This window comes from Porphyromonas sp. COT-052 OH4946 (assembly GCF_000765965.1).
Lineage (GTDB): Bacteria > Bacteroidota > Bacteroidia > Bacteroidales > Porphyromonadaceae > Porphyromonas > Porphyromonas gulae.
Window position 1 is genome coordinate 136,322 of record NZ_JQZY01000002.1, and the last position, 17,058, is coordinate 153,379.

Below are 17,058 nucleotides of genomic sequence, written 5' to 3' on the forward strand. Positions count from 1 at the left end.
GTACAGAAAAGCGACTGAAGTCTCTTTTCAAGCAATGAGACTATTCTTTGTTGCCAAAGAGTTTACGCGCGGGAATTTGTCCGGTCGTCAGTCCGCAAAACATGGCGCGAGAAAATTTTCGTTTTGGTTCGGGAAGTAAAAATTTCTCGCGCCAGAACGAAAATTTTCTCGCGCCACTTTTTCAGAGATTTCGGGCCGGAATCAGCACATTTCCGGTGCGTATTGCGAAAGGTTGGGATGATAGACCGGCCTATCGGATCGGGGGGTGATGGATGCTTTACGGGATGCGGGCAGGCTAAGCCACGCCACAAGCTGTTTCACTTCCGGCCGGCCTGTTCTCGGAGCTTGCGTAAGCGGATTCGGTAGTGCTCGGCTTCGTCTTCTTCGTCCAGCTCCTCGCAGAGGGCAATAAGCCGTTTGAGCAATGTGCGGCTTTGGGGGTTGAGCCCATCGGCCTGTCGGTATGCATCGAGGGCCTCTTCGTAGTAAGCGAATTTCTCCAAGACTTGTCCCAACGTGAATCGAGCAGTAAAATCCGTCGGAGCAATGGCTACAGCCTGATTCAAAGCAGAGAGGGAAGCGGTTATTTCGTTCAGTCCGGCCAATGCCCGACCTTTCCTGACGAAGGCCTCCATATAGTCGGGATAGAGCGTGAGGGCTTTGTCGTAGGAGCGGATGGCCGCTTGAGCATCATGAGCCTCCGCAATACAGTCATTGCCCATTAGTACATATTCTTTGGCCAGTCGACGCATAACCTCGCGCTGCTCGGCCAACTCACGCCGCAGCTGTTCCTCACGGCGGTATGCATACTCCATTTCGAACAGCTTGCTCACCAGCAGACGGCGAAAGAGTGGGTCGTCCAAATCGTTCTTCTTCGCTAATGCTTGTGAAAAGGTGCCGATGGCTTCCGTATAACGGCAAGCATTCCACAGCCGGAGGGCTTGTGCATACTCACGTTCCGCCTCGGCACGTTCGAGCGAGTCATTGATTACACCCAGATCATTGGCTCGCGAATAAAAATCGACAATCTCACGACGGACGATGACGTCCCGACCGGCAAGCGGTGCACGCAGCACCATACCTTCGAGCGAACGGCACCGGCTGAGGGCTACATAGGCCTGACCGCCGGCGAAGGTCCCTTCCGAGAAATCGATGATCACCCGATTGAACGTCAGTCCCTGGCTCTTGTGTACCGTGATCGCCCAAGCCAATTTGAGCGGATACTGAATGAATCTGCCCAGGACTTCCTCCTCCACTTTATTGGCCTGCTCATTATAGGAGAAGCGTTTATTGTCCCAGATGCATGGTTCCACTGTGACAACTTCTCCGGTGCTGAGACATACGTCTATCGTTTCACTCTCCGGATCGAAGCCGGCTACTATGCCGAGTGTCCCATTGACCCATCGGTGATCTTTGTCATTGGAGACGAATATCACCTGAGCATCCTGTTTCAGGATAAGCTCTTCCTCGGTCGGTAAGGATGAAGAGGGGAAATCGCCTTCGATAGTGCCGTACAGGGTGATGGGGTCGCCCTGCAGCCGGTCCAACTGTCGCTCGTTGATGTAGCTCACGTGCCGGCGTTTGGTGGCGAGGGTGATGACCGGCTCGTCTTTCGGTGGTTCGTAATGGCGATCGACGCATTTATTGATGTCCCGAAGATCCTGTTCGATCAGCCTGCCTGATCGGATTCGATCGAGTATCTGCACGAACGCCTGCTCTGTCTGTCGATACACCTTGGTCAGCTCCACTGTGACGGGAGGAGTGGCTCGCAGTGCCTCGGAGGAGAAAAAGAAGGGGTTGGGATAAAATCGTTTCAGTATGTCGGCATCATCTGCCGTTACCACAGGTTCAAGTTGATAAAGATCCCCCACGAACAACATCTGCACACCACCGAAAGGCCTTTCTTGCCGGCCTCTGTATATACCGAGGAGCTTATCAATGGCATCGATGACATCGGCCCGAACCATGGACACCTCGTCTATGACAATCAGATCGAGGCTTCGGATCAGTTTCTTGTGTTCGTTCGTGTAGCGAAATACATCGAACACCCGTTTGTCACGAGTGCTCAGATCGGGATCGTTCGGCGGAATGGGGCGGAGTGGCAGCTTGAAAAATGAGTGGAGCGTCTGCCCTCCGACATTCAGAGCCGCGAGACCGGTAGGTGCAAGCACGATGAACTTCTTGTGCGTCGTAGCACAGATATGCCGAAGCAGTGTGGACTTACCCGTTCCGGCCTTGCCGGTCAGGAAGAGACTTTGGTCTGTACGCTCGATCAGGCTGAGCACATAGCCCATCTCCTCATTGGCCGGGTCAATGGTGGGCAGGGCCTCCTCTCTCTTTTTTGTCTTACGACGAGGCATGCGCTCAGGGGCGTTTGTATCGGGCTTTGACTTTCAGCTTGGCCGGTTTGCTCTCGTTATGGAAGCGATCCACGGCTGTCACCCAGTAGGTATAATCCGCTGAAGCGTGGGAGTCGGGAAGGCGGATACTGTTTTCGGGTGTAATCACCCAAATGTTTTCGGCATGTTGGGTCGTTTTCTTCACGCCATGGCGGAAGGCATAGACCACGAAGTAGGAGGCCTTGACGGGATCGGATTCGTCCTTTTCGGCAAGCCAGATCAGGTGAAAGCCCGATGGCAACCAAGCGGCATGCAGGCCTTTCACTTTCGGAGGAGCCTGTCGGTGCATGGCCGTATAAGCCGGTATAAGAGCGGGATAGCGGTGGTAGCGGCTACGCAGACTGTCTGCCACTCCTTGGGTATTGTTCACCACCTCACCGGCCGGCCAAAGGGCATGCCCGGCTGCTACGGCACGCTGCATCCGCATCTTGGGCGCGAGTTGTCGGGCAGTCATCGTTCGTTTGACATCCTGCCCGAAGTAGAGGTGTGTCGCTCCGACAGAATTACGTCCCCACCACTCAGCTAACGTGGCATAGTCTGCGGCTTTGTGTCCGATCTCCCAATAGATTTGGGGGATAACGTAGTCGATCCAGCCTTTTTTTTGCCACAATAGCACATCGGCATAGAGGTCATCATAGTTCTGAAGTCCGGCTGTCTCACTACCGGAAGGGGAGGAGCGTTTGTTCCGATATATGCCGAAGGGACTGATGCCGAAACGCACCCACGGTTTGGACTGCAGTATGGTCAGCTTGATTTCATGTACCAGCTTGTTTACATTCTCGCGCCGCCAGTCTCCCTTCGTTTGGGAGGTATATCCCTGTCCGTATCGGCGAAAACTGTCGCCATCGGGGAAAGCCATACCGGCCACCGGATATGGATAGAAGTAATCGTCCATGTGAATGGCATCGACGTCATATCGCATCGTAATATCTCGCACGATACGGCAGATGTAAGCTCTACAATCCGGCACTCCGGGGTCGTAGTAGAGCTGATTGTTGTAGGTGACGAACCACTCCGGATAACGGTGGTAGGGATGATCGGGGGCAAGCCCTGCCGTTCCGGAAGTCGAGGCGCGATATGGATTGATCCATGCATGCAGCTCCATCCCCCGCTTGTGACATTCGCTGACCATGAAAGCGAGCGGATCCCACAAGGGCGTAGGGGCTTGTCCCTGACGGCCTGTCAGGAAACGACTCCATGGCTCTATAGCAGATTCGTACCAGGCATCGCTCTCGGGTCTGATCTGGAAAATAATCGCATTACAGCCGGCTTCTTTGAGTTTATCCAGTCGCCCGATCAGCAAGCGGCGAACTTCGGCAGGGGCCAAGCGGGCATACTCGCTCTGATAGACGGTTTGGATCCATGCTGCACGAAACTCCCGCTTGGGATGATCAGTGTACACTTGTGGGGGCAATTTTCGCTTGGTGCCACAGCTAAAGAATGCCATTACACAAAAAACCAAGGCAAGAAAAAAGGCAGGAGACCTGCGAGAACAACGATACATGGGATGGTAATGATAGTGATATTAGAGGAGAAAGTCGCGAACGACTCTACTTTCCCCTGCGACGAATGTCTTTGTAGATGGTGACAAATACGACGATGCCGGAGGAAATGATGCCGAAAAACAATTGTCCGCTCGGCCTTCCTGCCCCAATGGCATAGATGACGAGCAGTATCCAAAGGAGTGCGATACAAATGATCTGGCTATTGCTAAGCGGTTTCCGCCGGGGCATATTGCTTTAGCTTAAGAGATAGAGTATGATGGAAAGCATTCCGAGAAAGACTATGAGCAGTCCCGTAATGATCCACAAGCGCTGCTCCAAAGGACGATTGCGCAGGAGAGGCAGGTTGTCCGCCCATCGGCTGATACGCCCCACTTGGGTCTGCTCCGGCTCTGCCAATGGCAATCCGGACTCCGCCAAAACAGTGCGAGCTGCTTCGAGGTCGCTTTCGGCCAATTCTATTCGCACACCACCGACATCGCACATAGGGCCTATGATGCGGTTGGTGTATTCATTACGCAGATAAGCCGTGATACCTGCTTCGGCGAGCATTCGTTGGAGTTCTTCTGCCAAAGCGTTGCTTTGCAGGCAGACGAGCGTGACCATTCTTTCTTCCATAGGTTCTCTTTTTCTCAGCGTTTTTGTGACAGACAGCTTTGCAGGGCAGATGCTATGACGTCCCGGTACTCAGGAAGAGGCAGCCAGTGGCGCAGATCTTTTCCTTCCAATATGCTTGTCCTGATTTGGGTAGAGGAGATTTCTATTCGCGGAGCATCATGTACGTATCGGCATCCGGCCGGGAGTTTTGTTTCGTCTACTTCATAGCCGAATCGCGGATAGATAATGAGCTCGTATTCGGCCGTCAGCCGATGATGATCTTTCCATCGATCGAAGCTCTGCCAGTTGTCCGCCCCGATCAGGAGGGCGAACCGATGACGGGGATACAGCATGCTGAGGACACGAAGTGTCCGGATGGTATAATGAGGAGAAGGTAGGAGTTCTTCGATGCGCACGACTTGAAAACGAGCATCGTTTTGAATAGCTTGTTCTATCAGCTCGCAGCGCAGATGGTACGGAAGTAGCTCTTGGGTGTTTTTTAGAGGATTCAGCGGGCTCGGCACGAACCACAACTCTCCGATCGGAGTGTATTCTGTCAGATAATTGGCCAGTGCCAAATGACCGATATGCAGCGGATTGAAAGATCCGAAGAAGAGCCCTGTCAGCATTATTTCGGTTTGATTCCCAGTGTATTCATCGCCAGAAGGATTTCTTCCGGCTCTCCCGTATGTTTGCCATCGACATCGCTCAGCTTGACGCAGTAGTGCCAATCGTCTTTCGCCGTCATCTTGCACTTCCAGAGCTTCATAACGATATTCAGTGGCTCTACACCCCCACCTACATCATTCGTCAAATTGGTACCGATGCCGAAGCTGGCCTTTATCTTGCCGGCACACATATCTTGAATCTCTATGGCTCGCTGGGGAGTGAGGCTGTCAGAGAATATGATGTACTTGATCTTGGGATCTACTCGCAGCTCTTCGTATCGCCGTATTGCTTTCTCGATGAATACTTCGGGGTCGCCGCTGTCATGCCTCAGACTGGTAAAGAGCATGGCATGCTTCTTGCTGAAGTTGCGCATGAAAACATCGGTCGTGTACGTATCGGTGAGCACAGTGCCGAGATCACCGTCATAGACATTGATCCAATCCTCCATGGCTACATAATTGGCCATCTTGTAGCCGTAAATAGCCCCGTGGAATTGTATCCACTCGTGCGGATGTGTACCGGACACGCGTAATCCATGCTTATGGGCTAAGTGTACGTTGCTGGTACCGAAGAGACTCTCACCTGCATACTGCTTGAGAATATCCGTCACACGATCTTCCACATCAAGGGAGAAACGCCTCCGCATACCGAATATCGAGAACGTAGCTCGATGCTCTCGCATCAATTCCCCCTTGGATCGAGTTACCTCTTCTACGTGCTTCCAATCCGGTTGGGCCCCGATAAAACGATAGTAGAGTTCGCTGATAATGGCCAGGATGGGTGTCTCCCAAAGCGTCACACGATAGAGAAGGCCTTGCGCTCGTATATCCAAGCGACCTTGTGCGTCTATCGATACTGTAACTTCTTCCGGATCGAAACGAAAACCTTCCAAAAAATCGATGTATATCGGCGGTAGATAAGGTAATTCCCGCCGGAGAAACTCTTTTTCCTCACGAGTCAAAGACAGAGATGCCATCGCTCGTATTTCGGCACGTACCAGCTCGGCAAATTCCTCGGTAAAGAGCTGCCGGTTGCGGTCTATGAAGCGGAATTCGCCATAAGCTCTGGGGAATAGCTTGGCATAGGCATAGCCGGTAGTGAATTTATATAGATCGGTGTCTAATATGCTCCGGATAATACCCATAAAACTTTGGAGTTAGAAAATGAATAAAGTCTTAGTACCTATCCAACCATAGCACGAAAGCAGGACAACGACTCTGGCAGATAAATGTTTCGACTTCGTCTTTGTCTTTTCTCTTCGAGCACATGCTCTCGGCCAACAACAAAGAAACATCCGCTACGAGACTTGCCTCAACGGCCAAAGCACTACCTACTATACTCGGAGCCATGGCTAAAACGGATATACCCTTTTCACGCAAAGCGGCCACCTCTTGGAGTGCAGCATCCGACTCTTCAAGGTGGACCATTTGGATTTTCTTTCCCTTTTTCTCAAAAGAATTTATCAGTTCTGTAGCTATCCTCTCGGTCTGTTCGTTACCGCTCATGCTTGTCAGGATAATACAAGAGGAAGCCGAATCCGATAGGTATTCAGTCAGATTGAGACGAAGTAAGTCTATATCCCGTTGCATCGTAGCCGTTCTCTTCTTACTTCCATTCAGTAGAGCCAGTATACGCTTGAGCGCTTTTTCGCCAAGTTCCGAAGGTGCCAATATCAGATTGCGCAGAACGATGTAGACAAAGAAGATAATCATGGGGAAAAATAAGCCCATGGCCAGATTGATAAGCAAGATCAATAAATCTCTCTTCGAACCGGGAACAGACTTAGTCTTGTCCAACACAATTAGGCTCGAAGATGCATCAGCAGTCAAAAGATCCACTTTGTATTCATTGATCATAGACACCAACCTCTTGCGCAAAGCCTCACTGTCAGCACTGATTTCCTTCTCCGTGATCCCCAAAGAGAGAAGAGTAGAATCCGAGACATAACCCTCTGACTTTTGAAGATCGCTTAGACTTTTTTCCACCAAAGCGATTTTTTCTTCTACCTCCTGACGATATTTCTCGCGGGACTGGATATCGAATTCTTCTATAAGGCCGTCAAGAAAATCTCTTGCAAAACCTAAAGATCTGTTTATCGTTATCCTCATCTCTATTCGCCCCTTCGACTCCTCGGTTCTAAGCTCCGAATCGTAGCGCACACGTGCTCTATCCTTGGGTTCTTTAGTAACTATAATAGGCATAGAGGAGAATTCTTTTTCCAAAGCTTCAGGGTTGAATCGCTCCGTTTTCTCCACCCTAAGTTCTCCGATCGGGGTAGCTACAGGAGTACCATAAGGAAGCTGGATATCGGCCAGACTTATCCCTTTCGCCTCATGTATTCCTTTCAGAGATAAGATCATAGCATATTCTTTTTCAATCTTCATCTTTACAGTGAAAGAGCTATGCGCACTCTCAGGGGAGAAGATTAAATGAATCGGAGTACTATCATATATATCATGATTAGCCACCTTACCCGGGAGGAAATAGTTTACATCGTACTGTATTTTCTCTCCCACTCTTTCCACTAGGCTTGTAGCACAAAGACCATTGAAAATAGAATTCCAATCCAATACGGAAATACCTTCCCAACGTGGGGTATAGCTATCATAGAGGCTATAATTCGGGTTCAATCCGCCGGAACTTGTTCGCTGAATTCCTTCGGGGAATCGTGCCATTACGGCTGTAAAATAGGTGCTGGGAGCTACGCCCGCCCTCTTATACTTCACTACGCCCCAGCCACCAAAAAGAGCAACAGAAAGGAGAATCCAATACCAATTTCGGAGACAAATTCGGAAAAATAAAGTCAGAATGGAATCCTTCGGGAGGACAACACTTCGAAATGGTTTCTCTGCCAGATGACAATTATCGCTCATACTTATTGATAGGCTGCTGTTATTCTTGTTCAAAAGGTAAGATTCTAAAGCGAAGATATGAACAAAAACTCAAAAACCTTTACAGGTTCTCTCCAAAAAGATAGACGGAACATTGTTTAAGACATCACTCATATTAAGCCGATTACACCGAATGACGATGCAGGAAGAAATTCAAACCCAGCTCACGGGTTATCAAAATGAAGACTACAGCCAATAAAATTGCCGCTACAAACCAGATGGTCAAGCCTAGCCATTTGAGACCAACAGGAATAATGCCATTTCTTCCCGGACCGTGGTGCCTTAAGATGATAGCCATTACCGGCACAACGACAATGATGGAAAGAGAAACCGTAGCACAGAGCACCATCCATGAGGGAATAGATACCCAATCCGAGGTTAAGGGAGCATCAGTTGCGTAATCACCTGCAAATAACTCCAAAACCAGCCCCAAGAGCCCGAAAGCAACGGCGAATACAAATCCGATTCCTACGAGGACGAACAATCCTTTCAGGACACATCCCAATGTATTGAGTACCGAAGCACCCCTACGATGAAGATTCGCATCTACATCGGCAGCGACACGCCTACCAATATTCTCTACGGTAATCGGTTCGCCGTACATCTCCAGTTTTTGGGAAGCCGTTATTGCCGGGGGAGCTATCATCCAAACAGCTAAATAGCCGACAATAACCATCCAAAAGAGCGAAGACGCGACAATCGTCATGAGCACGACAATTACACGAACGGCATTCACATTCCATCCCGTATATGCTGCGATACCACTACAAACACCACATAGAACGGCACGATCCATGTCTCGGTAAAACTTTCGCTTCGGAGATTCCTCCGTTGCGTATCGATGGTCTGCTGCTTCTTTTCCATTCTGTCGGTATTGATCGGCACCGGCAGAATATCCGCCAACCATATTGATCTTTTCTATGACTTCTCGAATCAGGCCGATACTTATTATGGCGTGTTCGCTGTGCAATCGGGCGATGACCATATCCGACAAATAAGCCTCAAACTCTTCGATCGTTTTACAATCCGTATGGTTATCCCGATCGAAATGTGAGGCTAAATTGTGTAGATACTCCTCCAGCAGGTTATAGGCATCCTCATCAATATGGAAGACCTTGCCTCCCAGATTCATCGTGAGCGTTCTCTTCATCTTGTCTCTCCGTTAATGGTGGATTCTTCTTCGGGTTTGATGTCGCGCACCAGTAGCTGCAATGATTTATTGCCGTTGAATTCGTTCTCTTCTATCGTGTAGCAAAGGTGGAAAGGACCATTTTTGATCTCATCGCAATGACCGGCCTGATTAAATGCAATCCCACTCACCGGATGGCGTTCGCCCGATCCCACCCTCACATCTATCTTCAGGTGTTCGGATGTCTTCCCCACAGCCCTGCTACCTCCGGCATCGTACAGCTGTCGGGATATAAAGACCGGCTTGGAATTTTCCGGTCCGAATGGCCCCATCCGCTTGAGGTTGTCGAGAAGTTTGTAATTGACCTCTTCGATGGATATTTCGGCATCTACATCTATTTGCGGCACCAGTAATTCCGGCGATACAGCCTCTTCGGCATAGTCCGTAATCATCTTTCGGAAAGCTTCCAGATTCTCTTCTTTGATCGTCAGACCGGAAGCAAAAGGATGTCCACCGAAATTGACCAGCAAATCCTTGCAATGTTCGATAGCCTTATACACATCGAATCCTCCCACCGAACGAGCCGAACCGGAAATGTAATCGCCGCTCTTCGTCATCACGATCGTCGGGCGCGAATAGCGTTCAGTCATCCTGCTGGCTACTATGCCGATGACGCCCTTGTGCCATTCCGGCCGGTAGATAACGAGGATCTTCTTGTCCACATCGGATAGCTCGCCCAAAATGTCAATAGCCTGTTCCGTCACATCCTTGTCAAGCTCGCGACGTTGATCGTTGTATTCGTCTATATTGGCCGTTCGGCTTTGGGCCTCCACAGCATCCTGAGAGAGGAGCAGTTCCACAGCCTTCCCCCCATTCATCATACGACCGGAAGCATTGATCCGAGGCCCGATCTTGAAGACGATGTCGTTCATATCTATCCTTCGCTTCTTCAGACCGCATACATCTATTATAGCCTGTAAGCCAAGACAAGGGCGTTTATTAAGTTGGCGCAGTCCGTAATAGGCGAGTATGCGGTTCTCCCCCATAATAGGAACAATATCCGAAGCTATACTGACGGCCACGAGGTCGAGCAAAGGAAGGAGCTTGGATTCGGGTAAATTGTTGCTCCGGGCATAAGCTTGCATAAACTTGAACCCGACTCCACAGCCGGAGAGATGCTCGTAAGGATACGTATTGTCGGCTCTTTTGGCATCCAGCACCGCAACGGCATCGGGCAGGGTTTCATCCGGATTGTGATGGTCGCAGATAATAAAATCGATGCCAAGCGACTTGGCGTATGCCACCTTTTCGACGGCTTTGATACCACAGTCAAGTACGATTATCAGTTTCGTTCCGAGAGAGTGAGCCAAATCAATCCCTCGATAAGATATACCATAACCCTCATCGTACCGATCCGGAATGTAGTAATCCAATTGGGTTTCGGAGCAGCCCGTGGCGCGCAAGTACTTATAGACGAGTGCCACTGCCGTGGTACCGTCTACATCATAGTCACCGTAAATCATGATTTTTTCCTTTCGCCCCACTGCCCTGTTCAGGCGAGCCACAGCCTTGTCCATATCCTTCATCAGGAAAGGATCGTGGAGATCCTCCAATCTTGGGCGAAAGAAACGCTTAGCTTCCTCCACGGAAGCTATTCCCCTGCGTGCCAATAGGCACCCCACTACGGGCGCGAGCCTTAGCTCCCGACAGAATATTGTCCCGAGGGAACGTTCCTCTGCGGAAAACGGCTCCAAATTCCAGTTGTAATTCATTATATGTCATTTTTTTACTTTTTCAATTGTGAATAGCAAGAGTCGGAACAACAGGCACGTCCGGGCTCCAACTTGTATTTATTTTATAACGCTACACCGTGCATTTCTATTGAAAATGACACCGGCCGGCTACATTTATGCTCCGTAAATGTAATAATAATGCTGTATCATTTGTGCACAACGTACAGAGAACCGACTTGATCCATCTGCAAACTTGCGAGGGCAAAGGGCGGTAGATTATCTTCCTCGGCGAACTAACGCATACTGCGAGATGCGGATATTAAGAGCAACCGCTATTCGTTCAGAGCGATCATTCCCCGATCGGATTCTCTGAACTTGCCGTTACGCAGGAGCTCCTCGACGGCATAATCTGTATGTGTCTGCACTTTCGTTCCGTTACGAGCGAACCCAAGAAGCTGGGCTGCCAGTTTGCACAGTTCGAGGCGAGGAAGAGCAAGCTGTTCCTCCATGATATGCATAAGGGCATTCATGATCTCGATGGTGGGAATTTCGCTGATCTCTCTGCCGGAATCCGTGCGGTAATAGTCGAATCCTTCGGCCGCTTCGCTGTCTATCCAGAGCGTGTGGCTCCCTTCGAAGGAAACGGGATCGTGGTATAATTTGTCCGTCAAGCTATCGACGAGAGTTCGCAGGCGAGGAGAGACCCGACTAAGACCGAAGTGCTCGACTACGCGTCTGTACAAAAGGGTATCGGTAATAGGCTGCTCGGTTTGGACGATGGATCGGATCGCCTTTCTTACTTCTGCCTTGTTGGCGGTCAGGGTACTTAGGTCGGCAGTGTGGTTAGGAGCCTTCTCGATCGGGAAAGAGCGATAGGGTTGCTCTTTGCTCTTGGATGGCTTTTGGAGTGGGGCGGCAGAGGTGATGGAAAACTTCTTTACCGGCTGTACCGGTGCCATAGAGGAAATAGCCGGCAAGCGGAGCAAGGCATCTACTTGTTCGACAATACGGTCGATCACCCGATCCTTGTTTTCGAACCAATCCACACTCCATACTCTATGGATATTCCAGCCGAGCATGCGAAGGACTCCCGGCCGGACGACTTCCCTATCGCGCGTGGTCTTCGTCTCGAAATAGTTTTTCCCGTCACACAAGATGCCGAGGAGGTATTGTTCCGGATTCTGCGGATGGCGTATGCCGAGATCTATTTTGAAGTTCGAACAGCCGATCATCGTGTCCGTCTTATAACCACGGCTACGCAGTGCACCTGCCAGATCGGTTACGATCGCACTCTCGGCACGTACCTGACTGCTTCGATTGGGCAAATGAGACAATCCGTGTGCGGCAAACTCTAAAAGCAGGCGCAGTCCCTCCACACCGAGCGAATTGGTTCGTTTGAGATCTATCTGTTCGGGACTGAGCGAGGTATATATGATCATTTCGTATCGGGCACGCGATACGGCGACGTTCAGCCGGCGTTCCCCGCCCTTGTTGTTCAAGGGACCGAAGTTCATCGACACCTTACCGTCCTTGTCCGGTCCATAACCGATGGTGAAGAGTATGACATCGCGCTCGTCTCCCTGCACATTTTCCAGATTCTTGATAAAGATCGGTTCGGCACCATGCAAGGCTTTCTGTTCCAAGTCGGGCCTGGTGCTCAGAGCGTCCATCAGCATATCTTCTACAAGGTTTTGCTGCGCCTGACTGAAGGATACCACACCGATGCTTCGCTCGCACAGGGCCGGATCTTCCAACCGCCGGATAATCTCATCGACGATGGCTTGGGCTTCTTTGCGGTTGCTTCTCGTATTCGACTTGTCGTACACGCCGTCTATCTTCACCAAGCTGACTTTCGAAACCCTGTCATCAGTGGAGGGGAAGGTAAAGAGCTTGCCATCGTAGTAGCGACTGTTGCTGAACGCGATCAGGCTCTCATGCTTGCTTCGGTAGTGCCATGTAAGGTATCGGGAAGGCATTGACAGAGAGATACAATCATCGAGGATACTCTCCATATCGTCTATGTAGGCATCTTCTTCGTTGTTCCTTCCGGTCATGAAGAAACTGGTGGGCGGCATCTGCTTCGGATCGCCCACCACGACGAGTGCCTTGCCTCGGGCTATGGCACCTACGGACTCGCTCGTCGGCATTTGCGAGGCTTCGTCGAAAATGACCAGATCGAATTTCTCTGCATCGAGGTCGATAAACTGGGCCACCGACAGCGGACTCATCAGCATGCAGGGACAGAGCTTGGGCAGAAGAGTGGGTATTTGGTCTATGATCTTGCGAATGGAAGTCCCACGGCCTCCGTTGGCGATGTTTCGTTTCAGGATGCCCACCTCTGAACTGTTGGACGCAGTCATCGTCAGTTGGGGGATTTTCGCTGCCAAGCGACAGTATAGCTCCTGCTTGCTAAGCTCTTGGAAATTGGCCGTCAGGAATCTGTACTTCTCTATGACGGATTCGAAAAGGATACCGTTGAAGAGCTGTAGGGTAGGGTCTGATGCGATGGTCTCCTCTGCCATGCGCCTGTAGAGATTATGCGCAAAGGCTTCTGCCACAGATACAGCTGGTACGGATCCTTTGCCGTGGCATATCCTGTCGATGGCCGGTGCTGCTCCTGCATCCAAGAGAGCTCGCTTGCAGAGGATCCATTGCGACCAATCCTTCAACCGAGGCAGATGCTCTATCCAAACGGAAAGTCTGGCACAGATTTGTTCGTAGCCGGATGGAAGACTGATAGCGACGGAGTGGGCGAGGGAGTCCGACACCTGTAGCAGCCGGACGGTTCGGTCATATATCTGCTGTAGTTTATTCCTGTTGGAATCGAAGATGGGTTGCCAATGGCCGCCGATCTTAGCAGTCACGGCTTGGCGGATCACTTCATAGCTTTGGCCTGTCTGCTCGGCATGACCGGCCAACAATCGGACAAATTCTTCGGATCGGTGAAGATTTTCTTGGGCCTGTAGCCATTCCCGGTCACTTCCCAAACCTCTGACATCGAACAAACGGATCAGATCGGATTCGCTTCCACTGACCGATTCGCTCAGCTCTTGCAGAGCGCAGAGACGTTCGATGAGCAAAGGCACTTCGGCTTTGGAGAGAGTGGGTTTATGACGGCGCAAACGCTTGACAAAAGAGCCGGAAGCAAAAAACCGAGGCAAGAACCATTTACTTTCGATCATTTGCCATTCCGCACGCAGCCTGTGGCCGTCTTCTTCCAGAACAGTCGGTGCATAGTCTCGCGTAAGCTCTTCATGCAGACGGAGCCTATCACGAGCCGTACCCAGCAGATCGTGGGTTCGGATGCACGCTTGTCGGTTCTCGGCGAGGCGGAACAGGTCGTCATTGAAGCAGGAAATATGGAACAGACAGCCGAGAATGTCGCGCATCCGGATCACGCCATCGACCGATTCGTCGGGACCAACACCCAACAGATCTTCCAGTGCCTGCGGAGCAGAGGACAATTCTCCGAACAGGCGTTTGGCTTCTGCTAAGCTATCGCGCAGCGATGGCAGGTTCAGCATCGTCGGATCAGTCGGCTCCAAACCGTCCAGCGGATGTCCGGCCGGATGTCCGCTTACCAAAAACACAGTGTCCAGCTGGGTTATATCTTCGACTACTTTCTCTATCGCCTCTTTCTGCAATAGGCTTGCAGGCACTCGGCTGACATCCATATCCGCCCCCGAATGACGGAGGAAACCCGATATACAGTCGAATAGCGAGAGTCCGGACGCCCTCTCTTTGTGGAGGGCATCCATATACCCAATGAGCTTGGAGCGGTGGGAGAAGAGTTCGTCCGCACAGCTCAGGTAGTCAGAGGCCGGTTGCAGACGTCGGATGTCCAAGGCCGTTTGCATCTGACTGAGGAAGTGACTCTTGGTGACTTTGTTGGAGTGCAGCTCCAGACAGAAAGGTGCCAGCCCGATCTTTTCCAGTCGCTTTTGAACGACCGACAAGGCAGCCATTTTCTCAGCGACGAAGAGTACGCGCTTGCCTCGGTACAGTGCGTTGGCTATCATATTGGTGATAGTCTGGGATTTTCCCGTGCCGGGAGGGCCATGAAGGATGAAGCTCTTTCCTTTCCCCGACTCGATCACGGCCTCCAATTGCGATGAATCCACATCGATCGGGATGGAATAAGCCGTCGGAGGCACTGTGCTGTCGATGATGCGAGCGTCGATTTCCTCTTCGCTGTGGTCGAACATTTGCAAGCGGTTGTTCATCAAACCGTTCAGGATAGGGTGCTCTTGCAGCTTATCGGCATGGGTGTGAATATCGTTCCACATGACGAATTTGTTGAAAGAAAACAGCCCCACCATACTTTCTTCGAGCACATCCCAGCCTTTTTTGTCGCGAAGCTGTGAGCGAATAGCCGCCAAGACCAGTGGAATATCGGTACCCTTTTCGTCTTGAGGGAGCGTATTCAGGCCTGAGAGATCTATGCCGTATTGTTGCTTGAGCAGTTCGACCATCGTAATGTTCAGCATGGTCTCTTCGTCTCGGGTTCGCAGTTCATAGCCACGGCTTGCCCCTTTGCGGACGATCTCTATCGGCATGAGCAAGATCGGGGCGTAGCGAGGACGATGACTCTGCTCCGTCTCCATCCACCTGAGTATGCCTATAGCCAGAAAAAGCGAGTTGGCTCCGTTCTCCTCCAGAGCTGTTCTGGATTTTCTGTACAAGTCTTTGAGGGTGTTTTGCAGTTCGCTTTCGTCCAAATAGGAGTAGAGCGTATTGCTATGCAGCCCCATCGTGACAGTGGCGGCTACGACCTCCGGATTGGTAGCGGAGTCGTATATACCATATTCGTTGGGACGGGCACATTCGTCGGAGGGCGCAGGCAAGATGATAAACTTGTTGCCGGCATGGAGCGAATCCTCCAAAAGCTCGATGTTGTACGAGATAAGAGGCAAGGCTCTACGACCGGATCGGATATTGACAAGGTTGTTGCGCAGGGAAATATCCAGCAGCTTTCTTTCCCAAATATCCTGTTTGGTCAGCTCCTTATCGCTGTCCAGCTTGATGTCCAGCGGGCTGATCTTCATGATTCGCTTGGTGACATTGTCGTGCTTGATCCCCTCATTGACCAGCTCGAAGCCTCCCTCCGTAGCCACTCTCTGCGGCAGGGGTTTGATCCCTCCGAGCCGGCAAGCCACTACGTCTATGAACATCTGAAACAAGCCCGTACGCAGCTGCTGCGTAGCCATTTCAACGGCCAGTTCGAAACTGACAGGCTCCGAGGCCGTCAGCATCGTACTCTCGACGAAGACAATATCGTGGATACCATTGGCACAGCCCTTGAGCAGAAACTCCCGATCGTCGCCGGTGGCCTGGCTATAGAATCGCTCTTCCTGCCAGACACCCAAAAAAATATGCCCTTCGAACAGGACCAAAAGGGGATAAAGCCCTATATGCTCTATACAAGCCGCGAAGAGCAGGGTCAAATCTATGCAAGTACCTATTTTTTCATTCAGCACCTTGTCTGCCAACCGGATCCGTTGGCCTGCTTTTTCGAAGCTCGCCGGCGGATTGCTATAGACGATCCCTTCCGAGCGCAAGGCCTCGTACACGGCGGCTACCTGCCAGCGAACGATGGAGGGGTCTTGCGATTGGTATCCGGATAGCGAGTTGGACTTTGTCCATCGCTCCATGAATTTGGCCGCCTTGACGAGAACACGGGAGAGAAGCGGATGATTCGGTGTGACGAATGCCGACAGTATCTCAGGTATTATGCGGATCCCGGCCCACTGGTCATAGGCCATCAGATGCACTTCGTACTCTTCCCTGTAGATCTCTTCTTGCCCCACTCGGACGGTGCAGGAGAAGGAAGTGCCGAAGCCCTCTGTCAGCGAAATGAGCCGGGCTGCATCGACCTTCAGCTCCAGACCCTCCGCTTCTATGGTAGTACCTGTAGGAATCAGATCGAAATGACAGTCTGCCGGCTTGAGGTAAGCTCCTTCGATGAGGACGGTCGTATCCACCCAGTCGCGCCCGCTCTCGTTCGAGATGGCACAGCGACTGATGGTGCGGATACCGTTGTGCTGGATGGCAAAATTGATAAAGTCGATATACTCTAAAATCAAAGCTCCGGAGTACGGGGCAGAAAAGGATTTGTTCGGCTCCATATTTCATTCGTAT

General features: G+C 51.1%; 12 protein-coding genes. 1 reads left to right on the top strand and 11 read right to left on the bottom strand.

The genetic code is table 11. The features are described from left to right. Positions 1-62 precede the first annotated feature (62 nt). Positions 63-164 (bottom strand): DUF1661 domain-containing protein, encoded by a 102-nt coding sequence (locus tag HQ50_RS11955; RefSeq protein ID WP_235285204.1) that lies wholly within the window; start codon positions 162-164, stop codon positions 63-65. On the opposite strand from HQ50_RS11955, the gene HQ50_RS11765 reads away from it, so the two are divergent. Continuing rightward, positions 124-366, top strand: coding sequence for a DUF1661 domain-containing protein (locus HQ50_RS11765; protein WP_200880423.1), 243 nt, complete (start codon positions 124-126; stop codon positions 364-366). The two genes, HQ50_RS11955 and HQ50_RS11765, sit on opposite strands and share 41 nt — an antisense overlap. Here HQ50_RS11765 and HQ50_RS00720 read toward each other — a convergent pair. From HQ50_RS00720 to HQ50_RS00765, 10 genes are all read right to left on the bottom strand, one after another. After that, on the bottom strand, positions 318-2,360 hold the full coding sequence (locus HQ50_RS00720; RefSeq protein ID WP_052074856.1) for an AAA family ATPase: 2,043 nt from the start codon (positions 2,358-2,360) through the stop codon (positions 318-320). The genes HQ50_RS11765 and HQ50_RS00720 overlap by 49 nt on opposite strands. Positions 2,361-2,364: 4 nt before the next feature. Continuing rightward, positions 2,365-3,846 (bottom strand): glycoside hydrolase family 10 protein, encoded by a 1,482-nt coding sequence (locus HQ50_RS00725; RefSeq protein ID WP_081960017.1) that lies wholly within the window; start codon positions 3,844-3,846, stop codon positions 2,365-2,367. A 103-nt stretch (positions 3,847-3,949) separates the two neighbouring features. Continuing rightward, positions 3,950-4,132 (bottom strand): hypothetical protein, encoded by a 183-nt coding sequence (locus HQ50_RS00730; RefSeq protein WP_018964468.1) that lies wholly within the window; start codon positions 4,130-4,132, stop codon positions 3,950-3,952. Between the two features lie 6 nt (positions 4,133-4,138). Then, positions 4,139-4,519 (bottom strand): DUF2007 domain-containing protein, encoded by a 381-nt coding sequence (locus HQ50_RS00735; RefSeq protein WP_039422133.1) that lies wholly within the window; start codon positions 4,517-4,519, stop codon positions 4,139-4,141. Positions 4,520-4,533: 14 nt separating this feature from the next. Then, positions 4,534-5,127 carry a nicotinate (nicotinamide) nucleotide adenylyltransferase gene (gene nadD / locus HQ50_RS00740; protein WP_018964470.1) on the bottom strand — a complete coding sequence of 198 codons (594 nt, stop codon included), beginning with the start codon at positions 5,125-5,127 and terminating at the stop codon, positions 4,534-4,536. Continuing rightward, a complete protein-coding gene (gene pncB / locus HQ50_RS00745; RefSeq protein WP_018964471.1) occupies positions 5,127-6,311 on the bottom strand; it encodes a nicotinate phosphoribosyltransferase in 1,185 nt (394 codons plus the stop codon). Before pncB ends, nadD begins: the two co-directional genes overlap by 1 nt. Before the next feature lie 31 nt (positions 6,312-6,342). Then, positions 6,343-7,893 (bottom strand): hypothetical protein, encoded by a 1,551-nt coding sequence (locus HQ50_RS00750; RefSeq protein WP_235317892.1) that lies wholly within the window; start codon positions 7,891-7,893, stop codon positions 6,343-6,345. Positions 7,894-8,182: 289 nt separating this feature from the next. Further along, on the bottom strand, positions 8,183-9,208 hold the full coding sequence (locus HQ50_RS00755) for a PspC domain-containing protein (protein WP_039418622.1): 1,026 nt from the start codon (positions 9,206-9,208) through the stop codon (positions 8,183-8,185). After that, positions 9,205-10,959, bottom strand: coding sequence for a single-stranded-DNA-specific exonuclease RecJ (gene recJ / locus HQ50_RS00760; RefSeq protein WP_039427591.1), 1,755 nt, complete (start codon positions 10,957-10,959; stop codon positions 9,205-9,207). The genes HQ50_RS00755 and recJ overlap by 4 nt, the downstream gene beginning before the upstream one ends. A gap of 293 nt (positions 10,960-11,252) precedes the next feature. Next, positions 11,253-17,045, bottom strand: coding sequence for a DUF3320 domain-containing protein (locus HQ50_RS00765; RefSeq protein ID WP_039427593.1), 5,793 nt, complete (start codon positions 17,043-17,045; stop codon positions 11,253-11,255). Between the last annotated feature and the right edge of the window lie 13 nt (positions 17,046-17,058).